The 12,288-nt window shown below is 72.0% G+C and carries 11 protein-coding genes; 6 read left to right on the top strand and 5 right to left on the bottom strand.

Annotation, left to right across the window (positions count from 1 at the left end; all coding sequences use genetic code 11):
- Window positions 1–84 precede the first annotated feature (84 nt).
- On the bottom strand, window positions 85–1,620 hold the full coding sequence (locus C8046_RS16650; RefSeq protein WP_235866373.1) for a recombinase family protein: 1,536 nt from the start codon (window positions 1,618–1,620) through the stop codon (window positions 85–87).
- 145 nt (window positions 1,621–1,765) lie between these two features.
- On the bottom strand, window positions 1,766–2,869 hold the full coding sequence (gene ychF, locus C8046_RS16645) for a redox-regulated ATPase YchF (RefSeq protein ID WP_109230406.1): 1,104 nt from the start codon (window positions 2,867–2,869) through the stop codon (window positions 1,766–1,768).
- 83 nt (window positions 2,870–2,952) lie between these two features.
- Here ychF and rmuC point away from each other — a divergent pair, with 83 nt between their 5' ends.
- The 5 genes from rmuC to C8046_RS16620 all read left to right on the top strand — a co-directional run bounded on the left by rmuC (window position 2,953) and on the right by C8046_RS16620 (window position 7,918).
- Entirely contained in the window at window positions 2,953–4,617 is a 1,665-nt protein-coding gene (rmuC, locus tag C8046_RS16640; RefSeq protein ID WP_109230405.1) for a DNA recombination protein RmuC, read from the top strand.
- A 55-nt stretch (window positions 4,618–4,672) separates the two neighbouring features.
- Window positions 4,673–5,956: an exodeoxyribonuclease VII large subunit gene (xseA, locus tag C8046_RS16635; protein WP_199224505.1), complete on the top strand. Its 1,284-nt coding sequence runs from the start codon at window positions 4,673–4,675 to the stop codon at window positions 5,954–5,956.
- Window positions 5,957–5,989: 33 nt separating this feature from the next.
- Window positions 5,990–6,226, top strand: coding sequence for an exodeoxyribonuclease VII small subunit (locus C8046_RS16630; RefSeq protein ID WP_419183566.1), 237 nt, complete (start codon window positions 5,990–5,992; stop codon window positions 6,224–6,226).
- Window positions 6,226–7,143: a carbohydrate kinase family protein gene (locus C8046_RS16625; protein WP_109230402.1), complete on the top strand. Its 918-nt coding sequence runs from the start codon at window positions 6,226–6,228 to the stop codon at window positions 7,141–7,143. The genes C8046_RS16630 and C8046_RS16625 overlap by 1 nt, the downstream gene beginning before the upstream one ends.
- A gap of 91 nt (window positions 7,144–7,234) precedes the next feature.
- Window positions 7,235–7,918, top strand: coding sequence for a carbonic anhydrase (locus C8046_RS16620; protein WP_235866372.1), 684 nt, complete (start codon window positions 7,235–7,237; stop codon window positions 7,916–7,918).
- A 46-nt stretch (window positions 7,919–7,964) separates the two neighbouring features.
- Here C8046_RS16620 and C8046_RS16615 read toward each other — a convergent pair whose 3' ends face one another.
- On the bottom strand, window positions 7,965–8,558 hold the full coding sequence (locus tag C8046_RS16615) for a hypothetical protein (RefSeq protein WP_109230401.1): 594 nt from the start codon (window positions 8,556–8,558) through the stop codon (window positions 7,965–7,967).
- 203 nt (window positions 8,559–8,761) lie between these two features.
- Here C8046_RS16615 and C8046_RS16610 point away from each other — a divergent pair, with 203 nt between their 5' ends.
- On the top strand, window positions 8,762–10,075 hold the full coding sequence (locus C8046_RS16610; protein WP_109230400.1) for an NAD(P)/FAD-dependent oxidoreductase: 1,314 nt from the start codon (window positions 8,762–8,764) through the stop codon (window positions 10,073–10,075).
- Window positions 10,076–10,154: 79 nt separating this feature from the next.
- Here C8046_RS16610 and C8046_RS16605 read toward each other — a convergent pair whose 3' ends face one another.
- Together C8046_RS16605 and C8046_RS16600 are read right to left on the bottom strand one after the other, a co-directional pair.
- Window positions 10,155–11,432 carry an ABC transporter ATP-binding protein gene (locus C8046_RS16605; protein WP_109230399.1) on the bottom strand — a complete coding sequence of 426 codons (1,278 nt, stop codon included), beginning with the start codon at window positions 11,430–11,432 and terminating at the stop codon, window positions 10,155–10,157.
- A gap of 18 nt (window positions 11,433–11,450) precedes the next feature.
- A complete protein-coding gene (locus C8046_RS16600) occupies window positions 11,451–12,287 on the bottom strand; it encodes a carbohydrate ABC transporter permease (RefSeq protein ID WP_109230398.1) in 837 nt (278 codons plus the stop codon).
- Window position 12,288: the final 1 nt, after the last annotated feature.

Below are 12,288 nucleotides of genomic sequence, written 5' to 3'. Positions count from 1 at the left end.
CGGTGTCTCGGGATTGGCGATCGCCGAGCAAGCTCCTGACTGGCCGACAGCAATCTCGACGTGCCCACCGGCATCTCCGACGTCTCACTCTCGCGGCGCGATCACCACACTCTCGGGGTCGAAGCCCCTTCGGCCCCGGGGGTGCGGCAGGAGTCGGACGGTGCAAAGGAAGTCGATGACCCGACGCTTGATCGCGAGGTCGGCGTCGTCGAAGGCGGCGACGGGGTCGGGCGCGTCGAGCACTCCCCCGAGCTCGGTGCTGGTGGACAGCATCCGGCGCTCGGTCTCGAGCAACTCGATCATCTCGAGCTCGCGATCCCGGATCCGCTTGAGGTCGTGACCCTCGATGATCTGCTCGTCGTAGTCGTTCTGGGCACGCTTGACCCTTCCGCGATGGCCGGCGATCTCGGCATGGATGGCAGTCAGTCTCGGCTCGTCGCGAGAGACGAGGCTGTCGGCTACGTCGCGCTCCGCCAGACGGTTCCTGATGACCGTCAGCACCCACTGGTCGATGTGCTCGCGCGTGCGCGTGACATGTCCGCCCTGCCGACATCGGTACCCGCGGGAGTGTGCTGTGATCGGCTGGTCGCAGATGCCGCACAGGTAGAGGCCCGACCCCAGGTGCTTGCGCGCGGTGCTGCCAGTGCGGTTGGTGACGCGGGTCTGGTCGTCCAAGCGCTCCTGGACGCTGAGCCAGGTGAAATCGTCGACGATCGGCGTCCACTGCGCCCGCACCGGCTGCCCGTCAGGGTCGCGCAAGATCTGGGCGTACCAGCTGCGGCGCTTGTTCTTGTCCCGCCTGTCCTTCTTGTCGGTGTAGACCGAGTAACCGGCGTAGCGAGGGTTGCGCAGGATCCCCAGGACGGTGCTGGACGTCCACGGGCCGTCGTCCGGAACGGGCGCGAGCGTCTCGCCCTCCTGAGCACGCCGGAGGTTGCGCTCCTGCACGAGCGTGCGGGAGTGCCTGGGCAGGTGCGGCACCGAGCGCGGAGCGTCGTCGCGATGGACACCCGAGAGCGCTGCTGCGAGGGCCGCGATTGAGGGCCCGTCGCGAATGGCGAAGAGGCGGTATAGCTCTCGAACAGCAGCAGCCTCGTGCTCGATCACCGAGCCGTCGGTCGCGTAGCCCAGCGGCCGCACGCCCTTGGGTGCCCTCCCCTGCTCGGCACGCTGAACCTGCGCCCGGGACTGCCGCGCGGACTTTCGTTCTACCTCCGAGCGCGCCACGGCGGCTTTCACGCGGGCGAACAGCCGGCCGCTGTCGGTGGTCAGGTCCGCCTCGCCGTTGGCAGTGACCAGCAGCAGCGAGCGGTCCTCGGCAGCGTCGATCCAGTCCTCGAGCTGACGGGGCTGTCGTGTGAGGCGGTCGAGGTCGTAACAGACAATCGCATCGAAGCGACCGGCGTCGAAGTCCTCGACCATCTGGTCGTAGGCCGGGCGCTTCTTCGTCTTGTCGGTCGCGGACCTGGACTGGTCGACGTACTCCTGCACGACCTGCCAGCGACGATCCGCCGCGATCTTGCGGCAGTCCTCGCGCTGGCGCTCGATTGCGAGCCCGTCCATGGCTCGGTCGAGTGAGATGCGCAGGTAGACGGCAGCGCGGATGGGCTGAGTCGACACGGTCACGAGGCTACGCGTAGACGGTCCGAAGCGCCGGAACGCGGGAAGGCGGCGGGCTACCCGGACGCGATTGAGGAGGCACCAGTAGGGGCTCACGTAGTGAGACTGACCTACGTGGCTAGATCAGCCCGCCTCACCGCCACAACTACTTCTTGGCTCCCGATCCAGATGTTCCTCCATGCCGGAACTCCACCACGTCGCCGTCGTGCATCACGTAGTCCTTGCCCTCCATGCGGGCCTTCCCGGCGGCGCGGGCGGCAGCGACCGAGCCCACCTCGACGAGGTCGTCGAACGAGATGACCTCCGCCTTGATGAAGCCCTTCTGGAAGTCCGTGTGGATCACACCGGCGGCCTGCGGGGCGGTCCAGCCCTGGCCGATGGTCCAGGCGCGCGCCTCCTTGGGCCCGGCGGTGAGGTACGTCTGCAGTCCGAGCGTGTGAAAACCGACGCGCGCGAGCTGGTCGAGGCCCGGCTCGTCCTGACCGGAGTCCGCGAGCATCTCGGCCGCGTCCTCGGGCTCGAGCTCGACGAGCTCGGACTCGAACTTCGCGTCGAGGAAGATCACGTCGGCCGGGGCGAGCTGCGCGCGCACCTTGGCCTGGAAGTCCGCGTCGCGCAGACCGGCGTCGTCGGTGTTGACGGCATAGATGAACGGCTTGGCGCTCATGAGGCCGAACTGCTTGAGGGCGTCGGCGTCGAAGTCGGCGCGGTGCGCGTCGACCGTCTCGCCGGTGAGCAGCAGGTCCAGGGCCTTCTGGGCGGTCTCGAGAACGATGGGCTCGGCCTTCTTGCCGCGCACCTCCTTCTCCAGACGCGGGATGGCCTTCTCCAGCGTCTGGACGTCGGAGAACACCAGCTCGGTGACGACGGTGTCGACGTCGGAGAGCGCGTCGACGCGACCGTCCACGTGCACGACGTCGGGGTCGGCGAACGCACGCGTGACGAGGCAGATCGCATCGGCCTCGCGGATGTTGGCGAGGAACTGGTTGCCCAGGCCCTCCCCCTCGCTCGCGCCCTTGACGATGCCGGCGATGTCCACGAACGACACGGTCGCGGGGACGATGCGCTCGGACCCGAAGACCTCGGCGAGCCTGTCCAGGCGCGGATCGGGCAGGGGCACGACGCCGACGTTGGGCTCGATCGTCGCGAACGGGTAGTTCGCCGCGAGGACCTGAGCACGCGTCAGGGCGTTGAAGAGGGTGGACTTGCCGACGTTGGGCAGGCCGACGATGCCGATAGTGAGAGCCACGGGCAGCCATTCTAGGTGCTCGGGGCCCGGACCCCCGGCCCGTCGCCCGCGTGGATGTCGGAGGTCTGTGATCGACTGACGTCATGGACATCGCAACCCTCCTCGCGGCACTCCTCGCCCTCGCCGTCGGCGCGGTCGTCGGGTACCTCCTCGCCCAGGGACGCACCTCCACCGCCCGCACGGCGGCCGCCGCCGAGGTCGCGGCCCTCACCTCCCGGCTGGAGGGGGCGACGGCGCAGCTCACGGAGGCCCGCGAGGCGTCCGCGACGGCGGTGGAACAGGCACGGGCCGCGGCCGACGCCGCCGTCGAGCAGGCCCGGGCCGACGGCATCGGCCGCGTCGGCGAGGCCGAGCGCCGCGGCGCCCGTGCCGTGGCCGAGGCGGAGGATCGCCACGCGGCGACGATCGAGGCCCTCGAGGAGCGTCACGCGACGGCCGTCGGCACACTCGAGCAGCGCCACGCCGAGACCGTCCTGGCGCTCCGGGCCGACAACGAGAAGCGGGTGGCGGAGCTGCGCGAGGACACCAAGCGCCTCGCCGACGAGTTCGACGCGCTCTCGAAGAAGGCGCTCGCCGCCAACACGGAGGCCTTCCTCGCCCAGGCCGAGGAGCGCCTCAAGCGCACGCACGGTGAGGGTGCGGCCGAGCTCGCCAAGCGCGAGGAGGCCGTGAAGCAGCTCGTCGCGCCGCTCGCCCAGACCCTCACCCAGGTGCGGGACGAGATGACGACGGCGGAGAAGGCCCGCCTCGAGGCGCACGCCTCGCTGGCGCAGCAGGTCCGCGGCATGCAGGAGTCTTCCGAGATGCTGCGCACCGAGACGTCGGCGCTCGTCAACGCGCTTCGTGCCCCGCAGGTCCGCGGCCAGTGGGGCGAGATGCAGCTGCGCCGCACCGTCGAGGCGGCCGGCATGGTCGAGCACGTCTCCTTCGAGGAGCAGGTGCAGCTCGAGGGCGGCAAGCTGCGTCCCGACCTCGTGGTCTCCCTCCCCGACGGCAAGCAGATCATCGTCGACAGCAAGGTCGCCTTCAACGGCTACCTCGAGGCGATGGAGGCCCGCGACGACCAGACCCGCGCGAAGCGGCTCGCGGCGCACGCCCGCCACATGCGCACCCACATCGACCAGCTCTCAGGCAAGGAGTACTGGTCGCACCTGGACTCCACGCCCGAGTTCACAGTGATGTTCGTGCCGTCCGAGGTCTTCCTCAACGCCGCCCTGGAGCAGGACCCGACGCTGCAGGAGTACGCGTTCGCCCGGAACGTCGTGCCGGCCACCCCCGCCACGCTCGTCGCGCTGCTGCGCACGGTCGCCTACACCTGGCGCCAGGAGAAGCTCGCCGCCGAGGCCAACCAGGTGTTCTCCGTCGGCCGCGAGCTGCACAAGCGCCTCGCCACCTTCGGCACCCACCTCGACCAGCTGGCGCGCAAGCTCAACGGCACGGTCGACCAGTTCAACAAGATGACGTCCTCGCTCGACGCCCGCGTGGTCCCGCAGGTCCGGAAGTTCAGCGCCCTGCAGGGCCTGGAGCCCGCCCTGGAGGTCCCGCCGCCGCTGGAGGTGCTCGCCGTCCCGGCGCAGAAGTCCGACCTCCACGCCGTCGAGCTGACCGACGCCGAGATCGAGCGCGACCGCGCCGAGCAGCAGGCCGCGCTCGAGGCCGAGGGCGTCCAGGACGACCTCCTGGGCGAGATCGCCGCCGGTCCGTCCGGCTCGGCCTCCCGCAGCACGCGCGGCCGCGCCAGCGCGTGACCGCGGCGTCCACAGCCGCACCGGCGCACCCCGCCGGTGCGGCAGGCTGGTCCTCGTGAGCAGCTCCCCCACCCCCGACCCCCAGCCGCTCCCGCAGCGCGCCCTGGAGACGACCGCCGAACGCCCGTGGCCGCTCCGGCTGCTGTCGGCCAAGATGGCCGACTACATCGGCAAGATGGCCCCGGTCTGGGTCGAGGGCCAGATCGTCGAGGCCAACCGTCGCTCCGGCATGAGCTTCTTCACGCTCCGGGACACGGCCGCCGACATGTCGCTCCGGCTCACCGCGTTCTCCGAGGTGCTCGACCGGGTCACCGCCCCGCTCACGCCGGGCACGCACGTCGTCGTCCACGCCAAGCCGGCGTTCTACGCCAAGCGGGGCGACCTCTCCCTGCAGGCGCGCGACATCCGTCCCGTCGGGCTCGGTGAGCTCCTCGCCCGCATCGAGCAGCTGCGACGCGTGCTTGCCGCCGAGGGCCTCTTCGACGTCAGCCGCAAGCGCCCCCTCCCCTTCCTGCCCGCGTGCGTCGGCCTCGTCTGCGGCCGCGAGGCCAAGGCGATGGACGACGTGCTGGTCAACGCTCGCGAACGCTTTCCCGAGGTGCGCTTCGAAGTGCGCCAGGTCGCCGTCCAGGGGGTCAAGGCCGTCAGCGAGGTCAGCCGCGCGATCACCGAGCTCGACGCCGATCCCGCCGTCGACGTCATCGTCGTGACCCGCGGCGGTGGCTCCGTCGAGGACCTCCTGCCGTTCTCGAACGAGGCCCTCGTCCGCGTGGTCGCCGGCTGCACCACACCGATCGTCTCCGCCATCGGTCACGAGACGGACGCTCCGCTGCTCGACCTGGTCGCGGACTACCGCGCCTCGACCCCGACCGACGCCGCGAAGCGCGTCGTGCCCGACGTCGTCGCCGAGCGCCAGGGTCTCGGCGTCGCCCGTCGCCGGCTCGAGCACGCCCTCGGCGCGCGCCTGCGTGCCGAGCAGGACCGCCTCACCGCGCTGCGCAGCCGCCCGGTGATGGCCAACCCGATCGTCATGATCACCGCTCGCGAGGAGGCCCTCGCCCGCGAGGTCCGCACGATGCGCACGTCGCTCGACAACCGACTCGAACGCGCCGCCCTCGGCGTCGCCTCGCTCGCCACCCAGGTGCGCGCCCTCTCCCCCGCCTCGACGCTCCAGCGCGGGTACGCCGTGCTGCGCACGACCGAGGGTCACGTCGTCCGCGACGCGGCCGAGGTGGAGGCCGGCCAGGCGCTGGAGGCCGTGGTCGCCGAGGGGCGCTTCGCCGTCGCCGTCGCGCCGCGCGTCCCCGGCACCCCCGAGATCACGCCGAACTCTGATTGACTTGGGCTCGTGAGCGCACCGGTGCAGGTAGACGTGACCACCCTGACGTACGAGCAGGCCCGTTCCGAGCTGCTCGACGTCGTCCAGCGCCTCGAGCAGGGAGCCTCGACGCTCGAGGACTCCATGAACCTCTGGGAGCGGGGCGAGGCGTTGGCCGCCCACTGCCAGACCTGGCTCGACGGCGCCCGGACCCGGCTGCGCGAGGTCGCCGCCGAGCGCGAGGCCGCCTCGGCCGAGCAGCCCGCCGGCAACCGGAACGAGGACGTCTGATGCAGGCGCTGGTCATCGGCGAGGCCCTCGTCGACGTCGTCGCACGTCCCGGCGTCGAGCCCGTCGCCTACCCGGGCGGATCCCCCGCGAACGTCGCCATCGGCCTGGCCCGGCTCGGCCGCGACGTCCAGCTCCTCACCTGGCTCGGCGAGGACGCCGAGGGCGACCTCGTCCGCGACCACCTCGAGGCGAGCCGGGTCCGGATCGCCTCCGGCTCCCAGCGGGCCGCCCGCACCTCCACGGCCAAGGCGCACATCGACTCCGCCGGCTCGGCGACCTACGACTTCGACCTCGAGATCGACTATCCCGAGCACCAGGTCGCCGAGGACGCCGTCGTCGTGCACGTCGGCTCGATCGGTGCCGTCATCGAGCCCGGGGCCACGAAGGTCACCTCGCTCCTCGGCAGCGCCCGCCGCCGCGCCGTCCTCACCTACGACCCGAACCTCCGCCCCACGATCATGGGCGAGCGGGACGCGGTCCGACCACGCGTCCTCGCGCTGGTCGGCGTCAGCGACGTCGTCAAGGTCTCCGACGAGGACCTCGCCTGGCTCGAGCCCGGCAGCACGCCGCAGGACGTCGCCCGCGCCTGGGCCGCCGCGGGGCCGGCGCTCGTCGTCGTCACCCTGGGCGCCGAGGGCTCCTTCGCCGTCACCGCGTCCGGGGTCGAGGTCGCCGTGACCGCTCCGGCGGTCGACGTCGCCGACACCGTGGGCGCCGGCGACTCCTTCATGGGAGGGCTCATCGACGGCCTCTGGTCCACCGGCCTGCTCGGCGCCGCGCGGCACGACGCGATCGCCGCCCTCGACGCGACCGGCCTGACCTCGCTGCTGGAGCAGGCCGCCCGGATCGCAGCCATCACGGTCTCCCGACCAGGCGCGAACCCGCCCACCCGCCAGGAGCTCGACGGCGGAGCCTGAACCCTGCCGGTCGACACGGCCGTGAGGTCGCCTCGCACTCCGCGGCGGACACCCACGCGTCGGATGGCCACCACGGTGGGATGATCGGGGCGTGAGCACCCCGACGCCCATCAACGCCCCCCGTCCCACCACGCCCGCCGAGGCCTGGACCGCACTGGTCGAGGGCAACGAGCGATTCCTCTCCGGCTCCCAGACCCATCCCGCGCAGAGCATCGAGCACCGCCGTGACGTCGCGGCCGCCCAGCACCCGTTCGCCGTCATCTTCGGCTGCTCGGACTCGCGGCTCGCGGCCGAGATCATCTTCGACCAGGGCCTCGGCGACGCCTTCGTGGTCCGCACGGCCGGTCACGTCATCGACACCACGGTGATCGGCTCGATCGAGTACGGCGTCGAGATCCTCGGCACGCCGCTCGTCGTCGTCCTGGGTCACGACTCGTGCGGCGCAGTCCAGGCCGCCGTCGACGCCCTCCGGACCGGCGTCATGCCTCCCGGGTTCGTCCGCGCGATCGTCGACCGCGTCATCCCCAGCATCATCACGCGTCGCTCGCTCGAGGAGACGATGCGCTACGGGCTCCCGCACAGCCCCAGCGCCGACGTCCTGCTGCGCGAGCACGTCACCAACACCACCAGCACCCTGACGGCCTACTCCGCCACCATCGCGCAGCGGATCGCCGAGGGCCGACTCGCGGTCGTCGGCGTCGAGTACGCCCTCGCGGACGGCAAGGCCAAGCTCGTCGCCGTCCAGGGCGACGTCGGCGCCCAGCCCGAGAGCTGAGCCCGGGACGCCGTCGGCCGAGAAGGCCGACGGCGGTCGCTCGCCCTCAGCGCGCGGGCGGCACCGGGCGGTCCTGGTCCCACCCGTCGGTCGAGGACGGCGCCGTCCCGTAGGGCTGCGACCCGGAGGGCGGCGATCCGTACGGCTGCGTCCCGGAGGACGGGGCGTCGGAGGGCCGGCCGTCCGACGGCTGGCTCGGGTAGCCCTGGTAACCCTGGTAACCCGGTGCCCCGTACGACGGAACCTCGTAGCCCGACGCCCCGAAGCCCTGGTCGCCGTAGCCTGCTACGCCACCGAACGCCGACTGCCGTGCCTGCATCTCCAACGCTCGTGCCTGGGAGCGCTTGCGGTGGGCCCCCACGGTCGACCGGATCGCCAGGATGAGCGGGACCGCGAGGAAGGCCAGGGCGCCGACGGCCGTCCCGAACAGGTAGCTGCCGCTGCGCCCGCCCGCCCCACCGCCGAGGAGCGAACCCGAGGACACCCGGGCGACCTGTCCGAGCCCGATCAGCGCGACGAACCCCCAGCTGACGACCGCGGCGACCGTCTGGCCACGGGCGCTCCGGCGGAGGTCGGCAGCCTGCTGCTCGAGGAAGGCGGCGGGGACGGCGGGGCCGCCGTACGGGGACGGCTGGGACACGAGGAACCTCCGGATCGAGGGCGCTCGAACGAGGAACGGTCGAGCGAACGGGCAGGTCTGGCGCGAGCACGCGGCAGGGACCAGAAACCCATGACGGCGGACACCGCGCCCGACCAGTCTCGCGCGTGCCGCCGACCCGTGGGGATTCCACGTCCGCGTCCGCGGCCCCTCGCCCTGCGCGGAACCGAGTGGGAGACTGGCCCATGGCCGCCCGTCGCTTCCCCGCTCCCCGATCCGCGATCGTCGTGGGCGCCGGCATCGTCGGCCTCTCCACCGCGCACCACCTGCGCCGCGCCGGCCTCGAGGTCACGGTGCTCGACGCCGAGCACGTCGCCGCCGGCGCCTCCTGGGGCAACGCGGGCTGGCTCACACCGAGCCTGACCATCCCGCTCCCCGACCCCTCGATCCTGGCGGCCGGCCTCCAGGCGCTGGCCTCGCCGTCGTCGCCGGTCTACATCCCGCCGCGGGCGGACCCGAACCTGCTGCGGTTCCTCGTCGGCTTCCTGCGCCACTGCACGTGGGACGCCTGGCGTCGCAGCATGAGCGCGCTGGTGCCGCTGAACGCGATGGTCTTCGACGCGTTCGACGAGCTCGCCGCGCACGGCCTGACCGAACCCACGCACGGCGACGCGCCCTTCGTCGCCGCCTACGCGAGCACGGCCGAGCGCGAGACCCTCCTCCACGAGCTGCGCATCATCGAGGAGTCGGGCCAGCGGGCTCCCCACGAGCTGCTCGACGGCGACGGCGTGCGCGCGCTCGTCCCCGCGGCCTCCGACCGGGTCGGTGCCGGTCTGCGGCTGCACGGCACCCGCCACATCGACCCGCCCCGCTACGTCGCCGCGCTGGCCGACCTCGTCCGCTCCGAGGGGGTCGAGATCGTCGAGGGGCTGCGCGTGACGTCCGTGTCAGGGGGCAGCCCGCACTCCGCCGCCGGGGTCCGCGTCGTCGACCACGAGGGGGTGCCGCCGCGCGGGCGCACCGCGCGGGGTGACCACCACAGCGACCACCGCAGCGCCGACGTCGTGATCCTCGCCTCGGGCGCCCGGCTGGGCGAGCTCGCCCACACGGTGGGCGTGCGCCGCGTCGTGCAGGCGGGGCGCGGCTACTCCTTCACGGTCCCGGTCGAGCACCTGCCCCGCGGGCCGTTCTACCTTCCGGCGCAGCGCGTGGCGTGCACGCCGCTGCGGGGTCGCCTGCGCGTCGCCGGGATGATGGAGTTCCGCCGTCCGGGCGAACCGCTGGACCAGCGGCGGATCGCCGCTATCCGCCGGGCGGCCGAGCCCATGATCACGGGCGCCGACTTCGACGACCGTCGCGAGGAGTGGGTGGGCTCGCGCCCGTGCACCGTGGACGGGCTGCCGCTGATCGGCCCGACGCGATCGCCCCGGGTGGTCGCCGCCGGTGGTCACGGCATGTGGGGCGTCACGCTCGGCCCGCTCACCGGACGGCTCGTGGCCGAGTCCGTCGTCACGGGGACGGTGCCCGACGTGCTGCGGCCGTTCGACCCCCTGCGCTGATCGACCTGTCGCGCTGATCGACCCCCGTCGCTCAGCGCGGACGGCGACGGCGGACGCGGGCGCCCGCCGTCGCACGCAGTCAGCCCGCGCTCGGGACCGCGACCTCCGCCTCGCCCTTCTCGGCCTTCGCCCGCGCCCGCTCGATCGCGCGCTTGCGGGCCTTGGCGCCCTGCTCGTCGAGCGTGTCGGCGCGCTCGGGGTCGCGCGTGAGGTTGTCGCCGGACTCGGGGTCGAACAGGTGGACGCCCGTCGGGTCGTACCAGAGCGTCGCGCGGTCACCGTCGGCCAGCGTGCTCATCGCGTCGAGGGAGACGACCAGCTGCGTGCGCATCCCCTCGCCGTCGAGATCCCGGTCGAGCTCCTCGAGCTTGGCCGCGACGTCGTCGTGGCTCTCGAAGGGAACGTAGGCGTACAGCTCCGAGCCCAGCCACTCCGTGACGTCGATCTCCGCCTCGACCGTCACAGCCCCCTCGGGCGCCTCGGCGTCGTCCACGTCGTGGAAGGAGTCCGGGCGGATGCCGACGATGACGATCCCGCGGTCGCCGACCTTGGAGCGCAGGTCGTCGGTGAGCGGGATGTCGCCGAAGGGAGTCGAGACGGCCTGGTCCCCGACCGTCCCCGGCAGGAAGTTCATGGGAGGGGAGCCGATGAACCCGGCCACGAACAGGTTGACCGGCTGCTCGTACAGGGCCCGGGGGCTCGCGACCTGCTGCAGGACGCCCTTGCGCAGGACGGCGACGCGGTCCCCGAGCGTGAGCGCCTCGGTCTGGTCGTGGGTGACGTAGACGGTCGTCGTGCCGAGCGTGCGCTGGATGCGGGCGATCTCCGTACGCATCTGGCCGCGGAGCTTGGCGTCGAGGTTCGACAACGGCTCGTCGAACAGGAACGCCCGCGCCTCGCGGACGATCGCCCGGCCCATGGCCACGCGCTGCCGCTGGCCGCCGGAGAGGTTGGCCGGCTTGCGGTCGAGGTGCTCGTCGAGCTCGAGGATGGTCGACGCGCTGCGCACGCGGCGGTCGATCTCCTCGTGGCTGAAGGCGCCCTTCGTCAGCCGCAGCGGGAACGCGATGTTCTCGTAGACGGTCAGGTGCGGGTAGAGCGCGTAGTTCTGGAAGACCATCGCCAGGTCGCGGTCGCGCGGCGCCTTGTCGTTGACGAGCTCGTCGTCGATGCGCAGCTCGCCGTCGGTGATGTCCTCGAGCCCGACGATCATCCGCAGCAGCGTCGACTTCCCGCAGCCCGAGGGGCCGACGAGGATGACGAACTCGCCGTCGGCGATGTCCAGGCTGACGTCGTTGACCGCCGCGTAGCCGTCCCCGTACTCCTTGACGATGTTCTTGAGCGTGATGGCTGACATGACTACTCCTCCCGGGCCTCAGCCCTTGACGGCACCCTGCGTGAGGCCGGAGACGATCTGACGCTGGAACAGGAGAACGAGCACGACCACCGGGATGGTCACGACGACGGCGGCCGCGGAGATCGCGCCCGTCGGCTGCTCGAACTGGGAGGCGCCCGTGAAGAACGCGAGCGCCGCGGGGACGGGGCGCGCGGCCGACGTCGACGTGAGCGAGATGCCGTAGACGAAGTCGTTCCACGCGATGAAGAAGGCGATGAGCGCCGTCGTGAACACCCCGGGCGCAGCGAGCGGCACGATCGCGCGACGGAACGCCTGGTACGCCGTCGCGCCGTCGACCTGGGCCGCCTGCTCCAGCTCCCACGGGATCTGGCGGAAGAACGCCGTCAGGGTCCAGATGGAGATCGGGAGCGTGAGCGAGAGGTACGGGATGATCAGGCCGGGCCAGGTGTCGTACAGGCCGACGGTCCGCCACAGGTTGAACAGCGGGGTCACGATCGAGATGACCGGGAAGATCGACACCGCGAGCGACGTCATCAGGACGAGCTTCTTGCCCGGGAAGTCCAGGCGCGCGATCGCGTAGGCGGCGAGCGTCGCCAGGATCGCGGCGAGCACCGTCGAGATGATCGAGATGCCGATCGAGTTGCGCAGCGAGGAGAGGAACAGCTCCTGCGCGTCGCCGGCGAGGATCTGGGAGTAGTTCTCCAGCGTCGGGCTCGAGGGCAGGAAGGTGCCCGAGGTGAGCTCGGCGGCCGGCTTGAACGACGTCGCCAGGATCGAGGCCACCGGGAAGAGGGCGTACAGCAGGACGGCGGCGGTGATGAGCGTCCACCACAGGCGTTGACGACCGGTCAGCATG

It is taken from the genome of Serinibacter arcticus, assembly GCF_003121705.1.
In the GTDB taxonomy this organism is placed as follows: domain Bacteria; phylum Actinomycetota; class Actinomycetes; order Actinomycetales; family Beutenbergiaceae; genus Litorihabitans.
Note: the sequence above shows the minus strand (reverse complement) of the source record. Positions and strands in the feature narration are given on the sequence as shown.